The 19,054-nt window shown below is 67.3% G+C and carries 17 protein-coding genes; 7 read left to right on the top strand and 10 right to left on the bottom strand.

What is annotated here, in order from left to right; translation table 11 throughout:
• Positions 1 to 1,308 carry a hemolysin family protein gene (locus AC6IW9_RS13410; RefSeq protein ID WP_497764264.1) on the bottom strand — a complete coding sequence of 436 codons (1,308 nt, stop codon included), beginning with the start codon at positions 1,306 to 1,308 and terminating at the stop codon, positions 1 to 3.
• Positions 1,309 to 1,527: 219 nt separating this feature from the next.
• Here AC6IW9_RS13410 and clpB point away from each other — a divergent pair, with 219 nt between their 5' ends.
• A complete protein-coding gene (gene clpB, locus AC6IW9_RS13405; RefSeq protein ID WP_497764263.1) occupies positions 1,528 to 4,143 on the top strand; it encodes an ATP-dependent chaperone ClpB in 2,616 nt (871 codons plus the stop codon).
• 96 nt (positions 4,144 to 4,239) lie between these two features.
• On the top strand, positions 4,240 to 4,530 hold the full coding sequence (locus AC6IW9_RS13400; protein WP_497764262.1) for a CCDC90 family protein: 291 nt from the start codon (positions 4,240 to 4,242) through the stop codon (positions 4,528 to 4,530).
• Between the two features lie 10 nt (positions 4,531 to 4,540).
• On the opposite strand, the gene AC6IW9_RS13395 is transcribed toward AC6IW9_RS13400, so the two are convergent.
• Together AC6IW9_RS13395 and AC6IW9_RS13390 are read right to left on the bottom strand one after the other, a co-directional pair.
• Positions 4,541 to 5,017, bottom strand: coding sequence for a CYTH domain-containing protein (locus AC6IW9_RS13395; RefSeq protein WP_497764261.1), 477 nt, complete (start codon positions 5,015 to 5,017; stop codon positions 4,541 to 4,543).
• Between the two features lie 20 nt (positions 5,018 to 5,037).
• Positions 5,038 to 5,631: a hypothetical protein gene (locus AC6IW9_RS13390; RefSeq protein WP_497764259.1), complete on the bottom strand. Its 594-nt coding sequence runs from the start codon at positions 5,629 to 5,631 to the stop codon at positions 5,038 to 5,040.
• A gap of 365 nt (positions 5,632 to 5,996) precedes the next feature.
• Between AC6IW9_RS13390 and ftsH the strand changes: the two genes are divergently transcribed.
• On the top strand, positions 5,997 to 7,910 hold the full coding sequence (gene ftsH / locus AC6IW9_RS13385; protein WP_497764257.1) for an ATP-dependent zinc metalloprotease FtsH: 1,914 nt from the start codon (positions 5,997 to 5,999) through the stop codon (positions 7,908 to 7,910).
• A 225-nt stretch (positions 7,911 to 8,135) separates the two neighbouring features.
• Here the strand turns inward: ftsH and AC6IW9_RS13380 are convergent, their stop codons facing one another.
• Positions 8,136 to 9,446, bottom strand: coding sequence for a replication-associated recombination protein A (locus tag AC6IW9_RS13380; protein WP_497772520.1), 1,311 nt, complete (start codon positions 9,444 to 9,446; stop codon positions 8,136 to 8,138).
• 231 nt (positions 9,447 to 9,677) lie between these two features.
• Here AC6IW9_RS13380 and AC6IW9_RS13375 point away from each other — a divergent pair, with 231 nt between their 5' ends.
• A complete protein-coding gene (locus AC6IW9_RS13375) occupies positions 9,678 to 10,490 on the top strand; it encodes a division plane positioning ATPase MipZ (RefSeq protein ID WP_497764256.1) in 813 nt (270 codons plus the stop codon).
• Between the two features lie 135 nt (positions 10,491 to 10,625).
• Here the strand turns inward: AC6IW9_RS13375 and greA are convergent, their stop codons facing one another.
• Both greA and acuI read right to left on the bottom strand, forming a co-directional pair.
• Complete coding sequence (gene greA, locus AC6IW9_RS13370; RefSeq protein ID WP_497764255.1) at positions 10,626 to 11,093, bottom strand: transcription elongation factor GreA; 468 nt, start codon at positions 11,091 to 11,093, stop codon at positions 10,626 to 10,628.
• Positions 11,094 to 11,199: 106 nt separating this feature from the next.
• On the bottom strand, positions 11,200 to 12,189 hold the full coding sequence (acuI, locus tag AC6IW9_RS13365) for an acrylyl-CoA reductase (NADPH) (RefSeq protein WP_497764254.1): 990 nt from the start codon (positions 12,187 to 12,189) through the stop codon (positions 11,200 to 11,202).
• Between the two features lie 172 nt (positions 12,190 to 12,361).
• Here acuI and AC6IW9_RS13360 point away from each other — a divergent pair, with 172 nt between their 5' ends.
• The gene (locus AC6IW9_RS13360; RefSeq protein WP_497764253.1) at positions 12,362 to 12,862 is read left to right on the top strand and encodes a Spy/CpxP family protein refolding chaperone; all 501 of its coding nucleotides are present in this window, start codon (positions 12,362 to 12,364) and stop codon (positions 12,860 to 12,862) included.
• A 155-nt stretch (positions 12,863 to 13,017) separates the two neighbouring features.
• Here the strand turns inward: AC6IW9_RS13360 and AC6IW9_RS13355 are convergent, their stop codons facing one another.
• Together AC6IW9_RS13355 and AC6IW9_RS13350 are read right to left on the bottom strand one after the other, a co-directional pair.
• Positions 13,018 to 14,034, bottom strand: coding sequence for a polyprenyl synthetase family protein (locus AC6IW9_RS13355; RefSeq protein WP_497764251.1), 1,017 nt, complete (start codon positions 14,032 to 14,034; stop codon positions 13,018 to 13,020).
• A gap of 201 nt (positions 14,035 to 14,235) precedes the next feature.
• Positions 14,236 to 14,529 (bottom strand): YARHG domain-containing protein, encoded by a 294-nt coding sequence (locus AC6IW9_RS13350; protein WP_497764249.1) that lies wholly within the window; start codon positions 14,527 to 14,529, stop codon positions 14,236 to 14,238.
• Positions 14,530 to 14,606: 77 nt separating this feature from the next.
• On the opposite strand from AC6IW9_RS13350, the gene AC6IW9_RS13345 reads away from it, so the two are divergent.
• Together AC6IW9_RS13345 and AC6IW9_RS13340 are read left to right on the top strand one after the other, a co-directional pair.
• Positions 14,607 to 15,377, top strand: coding sequence for a tRNA1(Val) (adenine(37)-N6)-methyltransferase (locus tag AC6IW9_RS13345; RefSeq protein ID WP_497772519.1), 771 nt, complete (start codon positions 14,607 to 14,609; stop codon positions 15,375 to 15,377).
• 72 nt (positions 15,378 to 15,449) lie between these two features.
• Positions 15,450 to 15,776 carry a hypothetical protein gene (locus AC6IW9_RS13340; protein ID WP_497764246.1) on the top strand — a complete coding sequence of 109 codons (327 nt, stop codon included), beginning with the start codon at positions 15,450 to 15,452 and terminating at the stop codon, positions 15,774 to 15,776.
• 250 nt (positions 15,777 to 16,026) lie between these two features.
• On the opposite strand, the gene hemW is transcribed toward AC6IW9_RS13340, so the two are convergent.
• Together hemW and AC6IW9_RS13330 are read right to left on the bottom strand one after the other, a co-directional pair.
• Positions 16,027 to 17,196, bottom strand: coding sequence for a radical SAM family heme chaperone HemW (gene hemW / locus AC6IW9_RS13335; RefSeq protein WP_497772518.1), 1,170 nt, complete (start codon positions 17,194 to 17,196; stop codon positions 16,027 to 16,029).
• 59 nt (positions 17,197 to 17,255) lie between these two features.
• Positions 17,256 to 18,995: an MEDS domain-containing protein gene (locus AC6IW9_RS13330; protein WP_497764244.1), complete on the bottom strand. Its 1,740-nt coding sequence runs from the start codon at positions 18,993 to 18,995 to the stop codon at positions 17,256 to 17,258.
• Between the last annotated feature and the right edge of the window lie 59 nt (positions 18,996 to 19,054).

Here is a 19,054-nt window from a genome sequence, read left to right as displayed (position 1 = left end):
TCACCCGGCGGCGCGCCTTTGTCCGAGCAAGAGGCGGCGCGCGAGGATCTTGTCGATCCGGCGCCCGTCCTTGTCGAGGATCTCGAAGCGCCAGCCATGTGCGTCGAAGCTCTCGCCGATCTCCGGCAGATGGCCGATATGGGCGAGGACGAAGCCGGCCGCGGTCTGGTAGCTCCGATCCTCCGAAGCGGGCAGGGACAGGAGGTCGAACATCTCGTCTGCGGGCATCGAGCCGGAGATGAGCCAGGAGCCGTCGTCGCGCTGAACGGCGTGGGGCTCGGGCGGACCTTCGGCGGTCCCGAAGCCGCCGGCGATCGCCTCGAGAATATCGGCGTCGGTAACGATCCCCTGGAAATGGCCGAACTCGTCGAACACCAGCGCCACATGCACCGCCGAACGCTTGATCATCTCGACGACGTCGAGCGCGTCGGCGGCGTCGGGCACGATCGGCGCCGTACGCACATGGTCGGCGGGGTCCGGACATTCTCCGCGCAGAAAAGCGTCGAGCAGATCCTTCGCCTGCAGCACGCCGAGCATGTTCTCGGTCCTGCCGCGATAGGCGGGCAGGCGTGAATGGACGCTGGCGACGATCCTGGCGCGATTCGCCGCGGGCTCGTCGTCGAGATCGATCATGTCGACCTCGCCGCGCGGCGTCATCACGCCGCGGACCGGACGATCGCCGAGACGCATGACGCCGGCGATCATGGCGCGTTCGCCGGGCTCCAGCACGCCGGCGGTCTCGGCCTCGGCGACGAGCGCGCGAATCTCCTCGTCCGAGACGCGCTGTTCCGCGACGGCGCCATAGCCGAGCGCGCGCATCAGCGCGCGGCACGAGGCGTCGAGAATGAAGACGAGCGGCGAGGCGAGCCGGGCGAGCGCGCTCATGACCGGAGCGACCGAAGCGGCGATGCGCTCGGGATCGCGGAGCGCGATCTGCTTGGGCGCCAGCTCTCCGACGATCAGCGACACATAGGCGATCGCCGCGACGACGAGGCCGACGCCGAGCGTTTCCGCCATCGCCGGCGCCACGCCGCGCGCGGCGATCCATTCGGCGAGCCGCGCGCCGAGGGTCGCGCCCGAGAAAGCGCCGGACAGAACGCCGATCAGCGTGATGCCGATCTGCACGGCGGAGAGGAATTTTCCAGGATCGGACGCGAGGCGCGAGGCGGCGCGCGCGCCCTGGACGCCGCGCTCGGCCATGGCGCGCAATCGCGCGGGACGCGACGAGACGACGGCGAGCTCGGCCATGGCGAGCGCGCCATTCACCAGGATCAGGGCGAGGACGATCGCCAGTTCGGTCATCAGCATGCGCGAACCATAGCCGCGCGACCGAAGTCTCGCGAGTCCCCGTTCGCGTCATCGGCTCGTTTCGAAAAAACCCTGCGCTCCAGTTCGTCGCACCCTCTTTCCGGCGCCGCCGCGCCTTCCCATATCGGCCTGAGCGGTCGCCGGAAGGGGCCGATTTCACGCCACATGTGAGGGGGAGGCGCGCCGATTCGCGTGGCGCCTCGCCGGCCGGAGGGGGTCATGAATTTCGAGAAATATACGACGCGCGCCCAGGGCTTCGTGCAGGCGGCGCTGTCGCTCGCGACCAGAGAGGGCAATCCGCAGCTCACGCCCGAGCATGTGTTGAAGGTTCTGCTCGACGACGAGCAGGGGCTTTCGGCCGGACTCATCGACCGCGCCGGCGGCAGCTCGCGCGAGGCGCTCGCCAAGACCGAGGCCGCGCTCGCCAAGCTGCCGAAAGTCTCCGGCGGCGGCGCCGGCCAGCCGCAGCTGTCCCAGGCGACCGCGCGCTTCTTCGACAATGCCGAAAAGATCGCGCAGAAGGCCGGCGATTCCTACGTCACGGTCGAGCGCCTGCTGCTCGCCGTCGCCCTGGAGAAAGGAACCGAAGCCGCGCGCATTTTGAGCGAGTCCGGCGTGACGCCGCAGACGCTCAACGCCGCGATCGAGGATCTGCGCAAGGGCCGCACGGCCGATTCGTCGTCCGCCGAGAGCGCCTATGACGCGCTGAAGAAATATGCGCGCGATCTGACGGAAGCCGCGCGCGAGGGCAAGCTCGATCCGGTGATCGGCCGCGACGAGGAAATTCGCCGCACGATCCAGGTGCTGTCGCGCCGCACCAAGAACAATCCCGTGCTGATCGGCGAGCCCGGCGTCGGCAAGACGGCGATCGTCGAAGGCTTGGCGCTGCGCATCGTCAATGGCGACGTGCCGGAATCTCTCGAGGACAAGAAGCTGCTGGCGCTCGACATGGGCGCGCTGATCGCCGGCGCGAAATATCGCGGCGAGTTCGAGGAGCGCCTGAAGGCGGTGCTGAGCGAGATCACCGCGGCGCAGGGCGGGATCATTCTGTTCATCGACGAGATGCACACGCTGGTCGGCGCCGGCAAGGCGGATGGCGCGATGGACGCGTCGAACCTCCTGAAGCCGGCTCTGGCGCGCGGCGAATTGCATTGCGTCGGCGCGACCACGCTCGACGAATATCGCAAGCATGTGGAGAAGGACGCGGCGCTCGCGCGGCGCTTCCAGCCCGTCTTCGTCGACGAGCCGACGGTGGAGGACACGATCTCCATTCTGCGCGGTCTGAAGGAGAAATACGAGCTGCACCACGGCGTGCGCGTCACCGACGGCGCCATCGTCGCGGCGGCGACGCTCTCCAACCGTTACATCGCCGACCGCTTCCTGCCCGACAAGGCGATCGATCTCGTCGACGAGGCCGCCTCGCGCCTGCGCATGCAGATCGATTCGAAGCCGGAGGAATTGGACGAGCTCGACCGCCGCATCATCCAGCTGCGCATCGAGCAGGAGGCGCTGCGCAAGGAGACCGACGCCGCGTCGAAAGACCGGCTCGCCAAATTGGAGACGGAGCTCGCCGAGCTGACCGAGAAATCGGCGGCGCTGACGCAGCGCTGGAAGTCCGAGAAGGACAAGCTCGGCCAGGCGCAGAAATACAAGGAGCAGCTGGAGACCGCGCGCAACGAGCTGGCGCAGGCGCAGCGGCGCGGCGAATTCCAGCGCGCCGGCGAGCTCGCCTATGGCGTGATCCCCGATCTCGAGCGCAAGCTCGCGGCGAGCGAGACGGAAGGCGCGCAGAAAATGCTCGAGGAGGAGGTGACGCCCGAGCATGTCGCGCAGGTCGTCTCACGCTGGACCGGCATTCCCGTGGATAAAATGCTCGAGGGCGAGCGCGAGAAGCTCCTCCTCATGGAAGACGAGCTCTCGCGTCGAGTCGTCGGCCAGAAGGAGGCGGTCGCCGCCGTCTCGACGGCGGTGCGCCGCGCCCGCGCCGGATTGCAGGATCCCAATCGCCCGATCGGCTCCTTCATCTTCTTAGGCCCGACCGGCGTCGGCAAGACGGAGCTGACCAAGGCGCTCGCCGATTTCCTGTTCGACGACGAGCAGGCGATGGTTCGTCTCGACATGTCCGAATATATGGAGAAGCACTCGGTCGCGCGTTTGATCGGCGCGCCTCCCGGCTATGTCGGCTATGAGGAGGGCGGCGCGCTGACCGAGGCCGTGCGGCGCAGGCCCTATCAGGTCGTGCTGTTCGACGAGATCGAGAAAGCGCATCCGGACGTGTTCAACGTCCTCTTGCAGGTGCTGGACGACGGGCGCTTGACCGACGGCCAGGGCCGCACGGTGGACTTCAAGAACACGCTCATCATCATGACGTCGAACCTCGGCGCCGAATTCCTGGTGATGCAGCAGGAGGGCGAAGATTCGACCGCCGTCCATGGCGAGGTGATGCAGGTGGTGCGCGCGCATTTCCGGCCGGAGTTCCTGAACCGCGTCGACGAGATCATCCTCTTCCATCGCCTGCGGCGCGAGGACATGGGAACGATCGTCGACATTCAGATCCGCCGCCTGCAGAAGCTGCTCGACGATCGCAAGATCACGCTGCAGCTGGACGAGAAGGCGCGAGCGCTGCTCGCCGCCAAGGGCTATGATCCGGCCTATGGCGCGCGGCCTCTGAAGCGGGTGATCCAGAAAGAGCTGCAGGACCCGCTCGCCGAAGCGCTCCTCGCCGGCGACATCGCCGACGGCTCCACCGTGCGCGTCTCGACCGACGCGCACGGGCTGACGCTGAACGGTCGGCCGACCGGCCGGCGCGGTTTCGGCGCCGAAAAGGCGGCGTGACTTCGAGAGTCGAGCCTCGAAACTCGAGGCTCGACTGCGGTGCTGGACGCGCAAGCGGAGCTGCGCCATATTGCATCGGTCTGGCGGGGACCATTCATGAGCGCCGCGGTCGCATTCGATACATTGAAATTCGTCGAGAAGCTCGAGGCTGCGGGCGTTCCGCACGCTCAGGCCGAAGCCTTCGCCGAGGCGACCAGCCAGGAGCTGGCGACCAAGTCCGATCTCGCGCTGCTGCGGGCGGATCTGGGTCTCGCCAAAGCAGAGCTCGAGGCAAAGATCGAGGCGACCAAAGCCGAGATCGTCAAATGGCAATTCGGGACGATCGGTTTTCAGACGCTCGTCATTCTCGGCGCTGTTCTGGCGCTGGCGAAATTCGCGCATCCCTGACCACCGGCCGTCACGGCGCATTCCAATAGCCGAACGGCTTCTTCGACAGTTCGGAGTTGAAATAGCGCGGATCGTCCGAGACCTCGCGCCCGAGCCAGGCGGGGCGCTCGAAGCTTTCGCTCTCCGAGGACAGCTCGATTTCGGCGAGGATCAGCCCGTCGTTCTCGCCCTGGAACACGTCGACGGTCCAGAGCCGGCCGCCGACCGTCTCGTCATAGCGGGTCTTCTCGATGAGCGGGCGCTCGCAGAGACGATCGAGCATCAGCTCCGCGTCCTCGACAGGAATCGGATATTCGAATTCGGCGCGGCCGAGGCCGGAGCTTCGTCCCTTGATGGTCAGAAACGCCGCGCGGCCGGCGAGGACGCGCACTCTTACGACGCGGTCCTCGACGCGTGACAAATAGCCCTGCCGGTGGAAGGCTCCGTCATTGCGCGGCCGCCAGCGGTCGCGGTCCACGAGAAACTTGCGTTCGATCTCCAGCGCCATCGTCGGCTCCTCTGCGGCAATCAGGTCACGAGCGCCGCGGCGCGCTCGACGCCCTTGGGAAAATTGACATTGAGCCGTGCGTCGGCGCCGAGCGCGCGCAGCGCCTCGCAGAGTCGCGCCTCGTCGGCGCTCTCGACGGCGACGCTGTCGAACGGAACAGCGCCGATCTGCACCCGCACGCTTTCCGCAGCGCAGCCGCCGAAGGCGTAGCGCCGGCGCGTCTTGCGGATGGAGATCGGCCGCAAAGCGCGGCAGTCGGCGACGACCTCGGAGAGGAAGCCGTCTCGATCATAGGCCTCCGCTCGCAGCGGGGGAGCGGGAAGCGCCAGAGCGGCGGCGGCTTTCGCGACGAGCGCCGCAGAGAGCGGAAATTCGGCGCGGAAGGCAGGGCTCCATAATTCGAGGCCGTCGCCGTCCACCTGCAGAAGCCGCTTCACCTCGAGCGCGCCGTCGCGAATCTTCGCGCTGTGCGGCGTGGCCGAGTTCAAGAAATAAATCTCGTCGCTGCGATGCGGAGCGTCGATCGGCGGACCGAGCCGCGCCTCCAGCGCCGCGAGGTCGGCGCCGAAGATGCGCCATTCCCAGCGTGGCTCCTGGGTCGCAGGATTGCTCATGCGCCGCCTCCTCCTCCTTCGATGCAAACGAGCGGCCGCAGAAACGCGACCTTGCGCGCGAGGCCGGCGGCCTCGGCGTCATGGCCGAGCGCAAAGGCACAGGGGATATAGGGCGCGCGGATGACGAACGCGCGAGCCTTCACGCGTCGCCGACGCATTGCGCGAGCCCGAGGCCGGACGCGTCCCGACCACGGCGAGCTCGGTGAAGGTCGATTGCAGCGGCCGAACCCGAAGCGGCGTCACCGGGAGAGGGGAAATATTTCCAGCGGGCGGCTTCGTCCATTTTGCCCTCCCATCGGATATGGATAAGCCCGCGTCGGCGCCTATATCGAACGCATAGATGTCGCGAGCATGGGGCGTCGACCATGGCGAAGCCGTCGAATGGAAAGCCGACGAAAGAAACGAGCTGGGGATTCAACGTCGCCTATCTGCTGTTCGCGCTGATCGGCGTCCTCCTGCTGCAGCAGATATGGACGGCCTATCGCCAGACCGAGGTCGTCCCCTACAGCGAATTTCAGAACCTGCTGCGCGAGAGCAAGATCGCTTCGGTCCAGGTCGGCGACCAGCTCGTTCATGCGACGCTGAAGGAGCCGATGCAGGACGGGCGCAAGCAGGTCGTCTCCGTGCGGGTGCCGACCGACGTCGCCGCCGAGCTGCAGGCGGCGAACGTCAAATATTCCGGCGTCATGGAGAACACCTTCGTCTCCACGCTGCTCTCCTGGGTCATTCCCATCGCGCTGTTCTTCCTCGTCTGGAGTTTCCTGTCTCGGCGCATGACGCAGGGCCTCGGCTCGATGATGTCGATCGGCCAGAGCAGAGCCAAGGTTTTCGTCGAGACCGACGTGAAGGTCGGCTTCGCCGATGTCGCGGGCGTCGACGAGGCGAAGGAGGAATTGCAGGAGATCGTCGCCTTTCTGAAAGATCCGAAGACCTATGGCCGGCTCGGCGCGCGCATCCCGAAGGGCATTCTGCTCGTCGGCCCGCCCGGCACCGGCAAGACCTTGCTCGCGCGCGCCGTGGCGGGGGAGGCGGGCGTGCCCTTCTTCTCCATCACCGGATCGGAATTCGTCGAGATGTTCGTCGGCGTCGGCGCCGCGCGCGTGCGCGATCTCTTCGCCCAGGCGCGCGCCTCGGCGCCCTGCATCATCTTTATCGACGAATTGGACGCGCTCGGCCGCGCGCGCGGCATCTCCGGCCTCTCCGGCGGGCATGACGAGAAAGAGCAGACGCTCAATCAACTGCTCGCCGAATTGGACGGCTTCGATCCGAGCTCCGGCGTCGTTCTGCTCGCCGCGACCAACCGGCCGGAAGTGCTCGATCCGGCTCTGCTGCGCGCGGGCCGTTTCGATCGGCAGATTTCCGTCGATCGGCCGGACAAGATCGGGCGCGTCGAAATTCTGAAAGTGCATTTGAGGAAGATCAAGCTCGGCGCCGATATCGATCCCGCGCAGATCGCCGCCATGACGCCGGGCTTCACCGGCGCCGATCTCGCCAATCTCGTCAATGAGGCGGCGACATTGGCGACGCGCCGGCGCGCCGCCTCGGTGACGCTCGACGATTTCACCTCCGCGATCGAGCGCGTGATCGCGGGGCCGGAGAAACGAAAGCGCCTGCTGCATCCGCGCGAGCGGCGCATCGTCGCCTATCACGAGATGGGCCATGCGATCGTCTCCATGGCGCTGCCCGACATGGACCCGGTCAAGAAGGTCTCGATCATTCCGCGCGGCATGGGCGCGCTCGGCTATACGATGCAGATGCCGACCGAGGACCGTTATCTGATGACGCGCACCGAATTGCTGAACCGCATGACCGTTCTGCTCGGCGGGCGCGCGGCGGAGATGGTCGTGTTCCACGAGGCGACGACCGGCGCCGCCGACGATCTGCAGCGCGCGACGGAGATGGCGCGCTCCATGGCGACTCGCTACGGCATGGAGCCGTCGGTCGGCCAGGCGTCCTATATCGCCGAGCGGCCGCGCTATCTCGACGTCGCCGATCTGGGCCAGCGCCGCTCCGAGGCGAGCGAGGAGACGAGCGCGCGCATCGACCGCGCCGTGCGTGAGCTGGTGGACGAAGCCTTCGCGCGCGCGACGAAGATTTTGCAGCAATGCGCGAGCATTCACGAGGAATCGGCGAAGCGGCTGCTCGACAAGGAGACGTTTGCGGAGGAAGAACTGGAGCCGATCCGCGCGGAGGTGGCGGCGAGCCTGAAGGCTCGCGGTCCAGGGGGCGCGTCGAACGCCGAGCCTTCAAGCTCGCATTCCGTGGCGAGCGGCGGTTGATCGTCGAGCGCTCCTCACGAGCTCCTGCGTGATGTTTCGCTCTGCGATGGGTGTGAATCGAGAATCCGTTCATCGAAGAAAAGGGCGCTCCCTTCTCCCACTCATGGGAGAAGGTGGCCTCGCGAAGCGAGGTCGGATGAGGGAACGACCCCAGCGCCAGTGATCTCATGCGATTCCGAGAATCGCAGCCGCCCTCATCCGACCCGGCTAACGCCGGGCCACATTTCATGCTTTCCGCCGCTCACGACGCAGCCGCTCCCAATAGTCGAGACGCTTGGCGATCTCGCGCTCGAAGCCCCGCTCGACCGGCCGGTAGAAACTCCTGCGGCCGAGTTGCTCCGGCCAATAGTCCTGGCCGGAGAAGGCATCGGGCTCGTCGTGGTCGTAGCGATAGCCCTCGCCGTATCCCTCCTCCTTCATCAGCCGTGTCGGCGCATTGAGGATGATCTTGGGGGGCATGAGCGAGCCAGCCTCCGCCGCGACGCGACGCGCCGCCTTATAGGCCGAATAGGCGGCGTTGGACTTGGGCGCCGAGGCGACATAGATCACCGCCTCTGCGAGCGCCAGCTCGCCCTCGGGGCTGCCGAGAAAATCATAGGCGTCCTTGGCGGCGTTGGCGACGACGAGCGCCTGCGGATCGGCGAGCCCTATGTCCTCCACCGCCATGCGCACGATGCGCCGCGCCAGGAACAGCGGGTCCTCGCCGGCGTCGAGCATGCGCGCGAAATAATAGAGCGCCGCGTCCGGATCGGAGCCGCGCACGCATTTGTGCAGCGCGCTGATGAGATTGTAATGCCCTTCCTGCGCCTTGTCGTAGAGCGGGGCGCGCCGCTGCACGACCTCGGCGAGCCGCGCGCGGTCGAAGATTTCGCCCGCGGCCGCCGCGCGCCAAATATCCTCGGCGAGAGTGAGAGCGGCGCGTCCGTCGCCGTCGGCCATGGCGACGAGCGCCGCGCGCGCATCCGCGTCGAGCGGCAGCGGCCGGTTCTCGGTCTGCTCGGCCCGCGCGAGGAGCTTCTCGATCGCCTCCGCGCCGAGCCGCTCGAACAGGAGCACGCGGGCGCGGGACAGAAGGGCGGCGTTGAGCTCGAACGAAGGATTTTCCGTCGTCGCGCCGATCAGCGTGACGGAGCCGTCCTCCATCACCGGCAGGAAAGAATCCTGCTGGGCGCGGTTGAAGCGATGAATCTCGTCGACGAACAGCAGCGTCCCCTGCCCGGCGGCGCGACGGGCGCGCGCTGTCTCGAAGGCCTTCTTCAGATCGGCGACGCCGGTGAAGATGGCGGAGATCTGGACGAAGGCGAGATTGGTCTCGTGGGCGAGCAAACGCGCGACCGTCGTCTTGCCCGTGCCGGGGGGACCCCAGAAGATCAGCGAGCCGATCGAGCCCGAGCGAATCATCCGCGTCAGCGCGCCGTCCGGGCCGAGCAGGCATTCCTGGCCCGCCACTTCGTCGAGCCGCTGCGGCCGCAGCCGGTCGGCGAGCGGATGGGGCGTGTCGCGGTCGAGCGAAGCGGCGGAGAAGAGGTCGGCCATGGCGCTCATTATAGGACATCCGCCGAACGGCGCGTCCTGCCTTTGCGGGCGGCGCCGATGCCGAGCGGCCGCCCGCCCCTTTGCGGAACCTTAACCATGGTGGGGCCGGATTAACTCGGGATTAACCTTTCGCAGAGTAAGAGGAAGCGTTAAAATTTCACGATCCTCCCTTGTGTTGCGTGGCGTCCCTGGCGGCGTAGGAGCCCAACTTTTCAACACAGGTCAACTCGCATGCGCACTATCGCATTCGTCACGCAAAAGGGCGGAGCCGGAAAGAGCACGCTCGCAAGCAGCATCGCCGTCGCCGCCCGCAGGGCGGGAGAGCGCGTTTTCATCATTGATTTGGATCCGCTGCAATCGCTGGTCAAATGGTCGCAGGCCCGCGAGGCTGCGGATGTGCCGGTCGAGCACGTGCCCCCCGTCAAGCTCGGCAAGGCGCTCGCCGCGCTGGAGAAGAAAGGCGTCACGCTCGTCGTCATCGACGCGCCCGGCGCCGATTCGGAGAATTCCGACGCCGCCATCCGCGCCGCCGATCTCTGCATCATTCCGGCGCGTCCCAATGTCTTCGATCTCTGGGCGAGCGAACTCACCCGCGCGAGCATCAAGGACAAGAAGAAGGACTACGCCTTCCTGCTCAATCAATGCCCGCCGGCCCAGCAGAATTCGCGCGTCGATCAGGGCGTGCAGATGCTGCAGGCGATGGGCGCGCTGCTGACGCCGCTCGTCTCCTCCCGCGTCGACTATCAGGAGGCGGCGCGCCTCGGCCTCGGCGTCAGCGAGCTCCATCCCGACGGAGTCGCCGCGCAGGAGATGCGCGACCTCTGGGCCTCGATCAAGAAGCGCCTGAAGAAGGGCGCCGCGCCGGCCAAGCCCGTCAAGGCCGAAGCCGAGCCCGAGACGGCGAAAGCCAAGCCCGCCAAGATCGCCGCCAGGGCCGAGTCCAAGCCCAAGCCGGAGGCGCCGAAAGAGGCCGCCGCGCCGGCCGCGGCCGAGAAGCCCGCCGCCAAGCCGCAAGCCAAGCCGGCCGTGAAGAAGGCGGCGTGAGACTTCAGCCGAACCGCGCGGCCCTCTGAGCAGTCGTTTGCGAGGAGCGAAGCGACGAAGCAATCCAGCCCCCGCCCCGCGGCTCTGGATTGCTTCGCTCGCAATGACGGCCTCCTGCGCGCATTCGCCGATGCGTCAAGCGATCTCGACGATGCGGGAGCTGTGGCTCCCGACCTCGGCGCTCTCTCCGACGCTCTTGCCCAAGAGCGCCTTGGCGAGGGGCGCGACATAGGGAATGAGGCCCTTCGACGGATCGGCCTCGTCCTCGCCGACCAGACGATAGCTCCGCCGCTTGCCGGTCTCGTCCTCGACGACGACCCGATGGCCGAAGCGCACCTGCCCCACATCGGCGATCGGATGAATGAGTTCGGCGCTTGCGCGGCGCGCGCTCCAATAGCGCAGATCCCGCGTCACGCGCGCGATGGCGTGCTTGTCGTCGCTCTGCTGCGCGGCGTCGAGCTCGGCCTGCAGGCGCGCGAGTTCGGCCTCGATCTGCGCGAGGCCCTCGGGCGTGACGAGATTGCGATGCGGGCTGATCGGACGATCCGGCAATTCCTCGCGCAGTTCGTCGTCGTCCTGTTCTTTCGTGAAAGCTCCGCTCATATTTCCCCCGTCACGCGGTGTTGCGAGCAGACGTGCGCCGGCGCACGTTCTCTCGAAGTTTCTCGTTCGGCAGGATTTGGTCGGAAAGCCGGCTTCCGCCTCCTGCTCAGCCGATCTCGATCACCAGCCGGCCACGAATTTTCCCCGCGACGATCGATCGGGCCCGCTCCAGCGCCTCGTCGAAAGGCGCCGTCTCGGTCATCGCCGCGAGCGTACCCTTGTCGAGATCGCGCGCGAGCCGCTCCCACGCTCTGCGGCGCAGGGGTATGCAAGGACGCACGCTCTCGACGCCGATGAGCGACACGCCGCGCAGGATGAATGGCGCGACCGTCGCCGGCAGCTCCATGCCTTGCGCATTGCCGCAGGCCGCCACCGCGCCGTCCCACATGGTGTGGGCCAGAACATTGGCGAGCGTGATCGAGCCGACCGTATCGACGCCCGCGGCGAACAGCTGCTTTTGCAGCGGCTTGCCCGGCGCGGACAATTCGGCGCGATCGATGATCTCGGCGGCGCCCAGAGATTTCAGATAGGCATTCTCCTCGGGACGTCCAGTCGATGCGACGACATGCCATCCGAGCGCCGCCAGAAGCGCCACGGCGACCGAGCCGACGCCGCCGGCGGCGCCCGTGACGACCACGGGCCCACGGGCGGGCTCGAGCCCGTGCCGCTCCAGCGCGAGCACACAGAGCATGGCCGTATAGCCGGCGCTGCCGATCGCCATCGCCTGCTCCGCCGTCAGCCCCTCCGGCAGGGGCACGAGCCAGTCCCCGCTGACGCGCGCGCGCTCGGAAAAGCCGCCGAAATGAACCTCGCCGAGCCCGCAGCCGCCGGCGATCACCGCGTCTCCCTCGCGAAAATCGGGATGCGCCGAGCGCATGACACGGCCGGCGAAATCGACGCCCGGAATCATCGGAAAGCGGCGCACCACCGGCGCCTTGCCGGTGACGGCGAGGCCGTCCTTGTAATTCACCGTGCTGTGCGTGACGGCGACATCGACGTCGCCGTCCATCAGGTCGGCCTCGCTCAGTTCGGCATAGGCGGCGCGATAGCCGGCCTCGTCCTCGTCGATGCGAATGGCTCGGAACACGCTTGCCATATTCGGGCTCCCGGCATGTGTGGAGAACAAGTCTAGAGCGTCGCCTCGCGTCTATTTCGAGAAATTAAATAAATGCAATGTTTCTCGCACGGGAGATTGCCAAACATTAAGTTGATTTTCGACGTCGGCGAACGAAATTTGTCGGCGTCTCCTCAACAATCCGGTGACAACCATGAAGAAGCATCTTCTCGTTACGGCCACGGCGATCGCGCTGGCGTTCCCCGCCCTCTCCTTCGTCGCCTTCGCCGAGCCCGATCGCCATCACGAGATATCGGCCGAAGACCAAGCCGCCTTCGCCGACGCCAAGATCGCGGCGCTGAAAGCGGGCCTGAAGCTCACTCCCGCGCAGGAAAAGAACTGGCCCGCCGTCGAGACGGCGCTGCGCGAGATCGGCAAGGCGCGCGAGGCGCGTTTCGCCGAGGCGAAGGAGAAGTTCAAGAACCTGCAGGAGCATCGCAGCGTCATCGAAGGCCTGCATTTCCGCTCCAAGGCGCTCGCCGCCCGCTCCGCCGAGGCGGAAAAGCTCGCCGATGCGGCGAAGCCCCTCTACGACAGCCTCGACGACGCGCAGAAGCGCCGCTTCGCCCTGCTCTTGCACAAGATCGCCCGTGGTCACATGCATCACTGGGGACATCACGACCACGAGGAGCGCGGGGGCGTCGAATCCCGCTGACGACGAGCGCTCCCTGCGACGCCTCGCCGAAAAGGGCTCTCCCTTCTCCCGCTCGCGGGAGAAGGTGGCCCGCGAAGCGGGTCGGATGAGGGTTCGTCCCCCGCGCCACGGTCTCGAGAACGCCCCACCCTTCACCGATCGCGGGGCTCGAAACGTCAATAGGCGCGCTGCACGCAGAACTCGACGACCTCGAGCAGCGCGGATTTCCACGGCGACGCGGGGAAAATCTCCAGCGCGTCGCGCGCTATGGCGCCATAATGGCTCGCGCGCTCGACCGTGTCCTTCAGCGCATCGTGCTTCTTCATCAAGGCGCAGGCCTTTTCGACGTCTCCGTCGACGATCTCGCCCTTCTCCAGCGTGCGCCGCCAGAAGTCGCGCTCGCTCTCGGCGCCCCGCCGGAAGGCGAGCACCACAGGCAGAGTGATCTTGCCCTCGCGGAAATCGTCTCCGACATTCTTGCCGAGCTTGGCCGACTGGCCGCCGTAATCGAGCGCGTCGTCGATGAGCTGGAAAGCGATCCCGAGATTCATGCCGTAGCTGCGGCAGGCCGCCTCGTCGCCCTTGGAGCGGCCGGCGAGCATGGGTCCGACCTCCGCCGCCGCCGCGAACAGCTCCGCCGTCTTGGAGCGGATCACCGCCATATAGGCGTCCTCGGTCGTCTGCGTGTCCTTGGCCGAGTTGAGCTGCAGGATCTCGCCCTCGGCGATGACCGCCGCCGCCTGCGAGACGACGGTGAGGCAGGGCAGCACGCCGGGCTCGACCATCATCTTGAAGGCGTGGCCGAGCAGGAAGTCGCCGACCAGCACGCAGGTCTCGTTGCCCCACAGCATGCGCGCCGCGATCTTGCCGCGGCGCATGTCGCTCTCGTCGACGACGTCGTCGTGCAGCAGAGTGGCCGTGTGCATGAACTCGATGCCGGCGGCGAATTTGATGTGGCCGTCGCCGCGATAGCCGCACATGCCGGCGGTCGCCAGCACCAGCATCGGCCGCAGCCGCTTGCCGCCCGCCGAGATGAGATGGTTCGCGACTTCCGGGATCGTCGTGACGTCCGACCCGGTTCGCTGCAGGATCAACTGGTTGACGCGCTGCAGATCGGGACCGATGAGCGCGAGCAGACTGTCGAGGCCGGCGGCTTTCTCTTCTCTTTCTTCCAGTGGAATGACGATACCCACGTAGCCCCCTCGCCTGCTCTTTGCGAATGCGGTGGGAACTTAAGACCTTGGAGCGCGGGCGGCAAGCCGGGATGGGGGCGCGGCCGCCGCGTGTCACCATCAGCGCCGATCCGGATTTGCCGTTCCAAATCGAGACAGACGCGCGTCACCGTCGCAACAAGGCTCGAACGAAGGCCGGTCGAGCCATGCCGGAGAAGCCCGTCAACAGCCGTTCATGCGCTCGAGCCGCTGAAGCCGCTGTACCTCGCGGCTCGCCGCGCCGCTCAGCCGGCCATAGGGCGGAAAACATCCCTCGCCGAAGGATGCACGCCCGCGATCGGTGCTGAAGCAATGTCCTGCGCGCGCGTAAATCGCATTGCGCTGGCGCCAGAGCTGCTCGCAGGAGAGTCGCCTCGCCGGCTGCGCGTCCGCCGGAGCCGGCGCGACGACGCCCGAAGCAGCAGACAAAACGCATGCTGCGGCGACGATCCGAATCATGTCGCGGGTCGATGTCATATCGGTTCTCCTGCTCGAATGCTTGTCGGGCCGACGGCTCTGTGACATTTTCGTGGGTGATGAACGTCTACCGGCCGATGAATGTTCCGCCGAGCTCGGAGCAGCGCGCGCCGACGAGCGAGAGTTTCCTCGCGGGACGGCTGCGTCTGCGGCAAACCTCGCGCGGCCATCGGGCGGGAACGGACGCCGTCCTGCTCGCCGCGGCGGCGACGGTCGAGGCGCACGGCCATGTGATCGACGCCGGCGCCGGGACCGGGGCCGTCGGCCTCTCCGCGGCGCTGCGCGCGCCCGCGGCGCAAGTCTCGCTGATCGAGATCGATCCAGAGGCCGTGGCGCTCGCCCGCGAGAACATACTGGACAACACGCTCGCGGCGCGCGTGAGCGTCCACGAAGCCGATTTGCTCTCGGCCCCCTCCCGCCGCGCGGCGGGCCTCCTCGAAGAGGCCGCCGATCTCGTCCTCACCAATCCGCCGTTTCTCGATCCCGCCCGCTCGCGCGTCTCGCCCGATGCGCGCCGCGCGCTCGCCCATGTCGCCGCGGGCGGGCTCGAGCCCTGGCTGCGCGCGTGCCTCGCTCTGCTGCGGCCCGGCGGCGAACTGGCAGTGATTCATCGCGCCGACGCGCTGGCGGACTGCCTCGCGAGCCTCGGCGCGCGGCTCGGCGCCCTGCGCATTCTGCCGGTCGCCCCGCGCGCCGGGGAGCCGGCGATTCGCGTTCTCCTGCGCGGCGTGAAAGGCTCGAGAGCGCCGCTCGCGCTGCTGCCGCCGCTCGTGCTGCACGAAGCGGACGGCGCCTTCACGGCGCAGGCCGAAGCGCTCGCGCGCGGCGAGGGCGCGCTGCCCTGGTGACGCGCAAAAAGCGGTGGGATCCCGGCTCGAGCCGAGGTAGATATTCCTCCCGACCGACCGGGAGATGGATTGATGACCGCCCTACGCGCCGCCGCCCGCACCGCGCTGATCGGCCTTGCCTGCCTCGTCGTCCCGCGCGCATCGCTCGCGCAGGAGGACGCCGATATTTCGCATCTGCCGCCCTATTCCGCCTTTCGCCGCTCGCTGCTCTCCGACGGCTGGACGCCGGACGCGAATTTCGGCCTCAAGGTCGCATCCGGCAAGCCGCTCTATCGCTTTCCCGAAGTGCTGTGTGGCCCGCAGATCTGCCACGCCAGATGGTTCGCGCGCGGGGGGCAGGAGAAGATCGTCACTTTGCTGCGCGGCGGCCTCGCCGACGAATATCGGGTGGCGCGTTAGCTTCATTCGCCGACCCTCGACGCGCGTCCCTTCTCCCACTTGTGGGAGAGAAGGTGGCCCTCGCGTCAGCGAGGGTCGCTGACCCTGCATGAAACTGTCGGGAATTCAACAATCTGACGTTCGTGACGACCGCGCATGGCCGGCGGCTCCCTCATCCGACCCGGCTTCGCCGGGCCACCTTCTCCCGCCAGAGCGGAGAAGGGAGCGCCTCAGCGGCGCATATCGGTGGAATGAGCCTTCAGGCTTGCACTCACGCGGCGAGATCGGCGACCACCGCGTCGAGCACCGGAAAGCCCTGCGAGCTGACGCGCAGCCGATTGTCGCGCGTCAGCTCCACCAGCCCGTCCCCGACGAGCTCGGCGACGCGCGATTGCGACAGCTTCTTGCCGGTGAGGGCGAAAAAGCGGCCCGGGTCGATGCCTTCGCGCAGGCGCAGGCCCATCAGCAGGAACTCGTCGCCCTCCTGCTCGGCGGAGAGCAATTCGTCCTCGACGAGCCCATGGCCCTCCGATTCGACGACAGTGAGCCACATTTCCGGGTGGCGCTCGGCCGCCTGCGCTCTGCGGCCGCGCGGCGTGATTAGCCGCCCGTGCGCGCCGGGGCCCACGCCCGCATATTCGCCATAGCGCCAATAGACGAGATTGTGCCGGCACTCGCCGCCCGGACGCGCGTGATTGGAGACCTCATAGGCCGGAAGGCCGGCGCGCGCCGTCATTTCCTGCGTCACGTCCCACAGTGCGCGCTGCGTATCTGTGTCGGGAAGGTCGAGCTTGCCGGCCTCGTACATGCGCTCGAACATGGTCTCGGGCTCGATCGTCAGCTGATAGAGCGAGATGTGCTCGGTCACGCGGGCGAGCGCGAGCTCGAGCTCCTTGCGCCAGGCGGCGGGCGTCTGCTGCGGGCGCGCATAGATGAGATCGAAGGAGGCGCGCTCGAAAACCTTATTGGCGACGTCGAGCGCCGCCAGCGCCTCGGCCACCGTATGCTGACGGCCGAGCGCGCGCAGCTCGATGTCGTTGAGCGCCTGCACGCCGAGCGAAACGCGATTGACGCCTGCCGCCTTGAAGCTGCGGAAACGCGAGGCCTCGACGCTGGTGGGATTGGCCTCGAGCGTGACCTCGACGTCGGGGGCGAGCGGCCAGTAATCGGCGATCTCGCGCAATATGGCCTCGACCGTCGAAGCGGACATCAGCGAGGGCGTGCCGCCGCCGAAGAAAACCGAGCGCGTCTCGCGTCCCGGCGCGAGCGTGGCCCGGTGACGGATCTCCGCGCGAAAGGCGTCGATGAAGCGATCTTCGTCGACCTCGCCCTTGCGGACGTGGCTGTTGAAGTCGCAATAGGGGCATTTCGACAGGCAGAACGGCCAATGCACATAGACGCCGAAGCCCGGGTCGAACGCGTTTCGAATCGTCGCAGCCATGGGGCCTTTATGCCACGGCGGGCCGAGAAGGTCACGCTGCATGGCGGCGCTCGCGCGCCTCACTCCGCGAGCGGCAGTGTGAAGCGGAACACGGTCCCGCCGCCCTCATTGGGCTCCGCCCAAATCCGACCATAATGCGCCTCGACGATGGAGCGCGACAGCGACAGGCCGACGCCGAGACCGCGCGGCTTGGTGGTCGCGAAGGGCTCGAAGAGATGCGTTCGCGCCGCCTCGGACAGCCCCGGCCCGCTGTCGGCGACGTCGACGCGGATCATCCCGGCCGCGGAGGTCACGGTCGCGATCGAGAGCCGACGCGCCTCCGCCGCCTGCAGCGCCTCGATCGCATTGCCGATCAGATTGGCCATGACCTGCTCGATCTGCCCTGCGTCCGCGATGACGAGATCGGCTTGCGCGCGCAGATCGACGATGACCTCGACGCCCGCGCCGTGCGCGCGGGGGGCCGTGCGCGCGCAGACCTTCGCGATCAGGCGATGGAGACGCTCGCAGGTCTTGTCCGGCTCGCGATGGGCGATGCATTCGCGGATGCGCCGGACGATGTCGCCCGCCCGCAACACCTGCTCGCATGCGCGGTCCAGCGCCTCCTCGGCCTCTCTCGATCGGTTCTCGCCGCCCTTGGAGACGATGCGCTTGGCGGCCTTCAGATAAGCGGCGGTCGCGGTCAGCGGCTGGTTGATCTCATGCGCCAGCGTGCGCGCGACGCCCCCCATCGCCAGCAGCCGATCGCTGTGCAGCCGCCGGATGCGGGCCTCGGTGCGCCGACGCTCGGTCAGATCCTGCAGGCAGACGGCGAACAAGCGGAAGGGATGATCGGAGCCGATCTCGCTGATCGCGCATTCGACCGCCACCGTCGAGCCGTCCCGGCGACGCCCTTTCAATTCGCGTCGCTTGCGGAAATAGCCGCGATCCACGATCGCCAGGAGATCGCGCGGCCGACGCTCGCGCGCGCCGCGCCCGAGCAGCAGGCCGATATTCTCGCCGGGAAGCTCCCCGAGGCCGTAGCCGAACATCGCCTCGGCGGCCGGATTGGCCGACATCACCACGCCGTCCTCGTCGACCGTGACGATGCCGTCGGTGACGCTTTCGATCGTCGCGCGCAGCCGCGCTTCGCTCTGGCGAACCGCCTGCTCGGCGCGCCCGCTTCGATCGTTCTCGACCGCCCGCCATCCTCCGCCGCGCCTCACCAGCGTCAGTTCATGCGCGCCCAGCACGTCGCAGGTTTTCGTCGTGGCGCGGTCGGCGAACGGATAAGTGCAGAGCGCGATCATGCGCGACGCGCGTATCATCGGATCGACCTGCGCTTCGTAATGGAGAAAATCATCCCATTCGTCGTCGGTCACCCAGGACGCGTCGCCCGAGACGCGCATGCCTTCGAAACCGCGCGCCAGAGCCCTCGCATATCGGACCGACCAGGCGCGGCAGACGCGGCCGGCGTCGAAACGGCCGGCGATCTTGTACCAGTCGCGATAGTCGAGAATCTCGATCTGCCCTCGCTCGATGAGCCGCGGAAGCTCCGGCGCGGCCGTGCGCAGCGCCAGCTCGGCCCGGGACGCGCCGATCCTCTCGGAGGTGATCCACATGCAAAATTCGCCGGCCGCGAGGCCCGCCGCGAAGTAAGGCACGAGAATCTCGAGCAACTCGCTGTCGTCTCGATAGAATTGGCAGAGATGCGCACCCCAGAAAAGGTGGTCGATTCCTTCGATTCCGGACGGCCTCGCTGTTTCGCGATCAGCGGCCGTCGGCGCGACGGCGACCTTCGCAGCGCTACAATGTCGGTTCATGGAGATGTCAGAAATTCCACTGTCTAGAAACTCGCGATGTTGAAACGGACCGCTCGAAT

This window comes from Methylosinus sp. shoA (assembly GCF_059718125.1).
This window is presented reverse-complemented; position numbering and strand designations above follow the sequence as displayed.

Bases quoted from the DNA above. Each gene is read 5' to 3' on its own strand.
- greA (WP_497764255.1), bottom strand. From the start codon at position 11,093: ATGAGCGGAGCTTTCACGAAAGAACAGGACGACGACGAACTGCGCGAG.
- AC6IW9_RS13330 (WP_497764244.1), bottom strand. From the start codon at position 18,995: ATGAACCGACATTGTAGCGCTGCGAAGGTCGCCGTCGCGCCGACGGCC.
- AC6IW9_RS13345 (WP_497772519.1), top strand. From the start codon at position 14,607: ATGAATGTTCCGCCGAGCTCGGAGCAGCGCGCGCCGACGAGCGAGAGT.
- hemW (WP_497772518.1), bottom strand. From the start codon at position 17,196: ATGGCTGCGACGATTCGAAACGCGTTCGACCCGGGCTTCGGCGTCTAT.
- AC6IW9_RS13390 (WP_497764259.1), bottom strand. From the start codon at position 5,631: ATGAGCAATCCTGCGACCCAGGAGCCACGCTGGGAATGGCGCATCTTC.
- AC6IW9_RS13400 (WP_497764262.1), top strand. From the start codon at position 4,240: ATGAGCGCCGCGGTCGCATTCGATACATTGAAATTCGTCGAGAAGCTC.
- AC6IW9_RS13395 (WP_497764261.1), bottom strand. From the start codon at position 5,017: ATGGCGCTGGAGATCGAACGCAAGTTTCTCGTGGACCGCGACCGCTGG.
- AC6IW9_RS13350 (WP_497764249.1), bottom strand. From the start codon at position 14,529: ATGACATCGACCCGCGACATGATTCGGATCGTCGCCGCAGCATGCGTT.
- AC6IW9_RS13340 (WP_497764246.1), top strand. From the start codon at position 15,450: ATGACCGCCCTACGCGCCGCCGCCCGCACCGCGCTGATCGGCCTTGCC.
- ftsH (WP_497764257.1), top strand. From the start codon at position 5,997: ATGGCGAAGCCGTCGAATGGAAAGCCGACGAAAGAAACGAGCTGGGGA.
- AC6IW9_RS13375 (WP_497764256.1), top strand. From the start codon at position 9,678: ATGCGCACTATCGCATTCGTCACGCAAAAGGGCGGAGCCGGAAAGAGC.
- clpB (WP_497764263.1), top strand. From the start codon at position 1,528: ATGAATTTCGAGAAATATACGACGCGCGCCCAGGGCTTCGTGCAGGCG.
- AC6IW9_RS13380 (WP_497772520.1), bottom strand. From the start codon at position 9,446: ATGGCCGACCTCTTCTCCGCCGCTTCGCTCGACCGCGACACGCCCCAT.
- acuI (WP_497764254.1), bottom strand. From the start codon at position 12,189: ATGGCAAGCGTGTTCCGAGCCATTCGCATCGACGAGGACGAGGCCGGC.
- AC6IW9_RS13360 (WP_497764253.1), top strand. From the start codon at position 12,362: ATGAAGAAGCATCTTCTCGTTACGGCCACGGCGATCGCGCTGGCGTTC.
- AC6IW9_RS13410 (WP_497764264.1), bottom strand. From the start codon at position 1,308: ATGCTGATGACCGAACTGGCGATCGTCCTCGCCCTGATCCTGGTGAAT.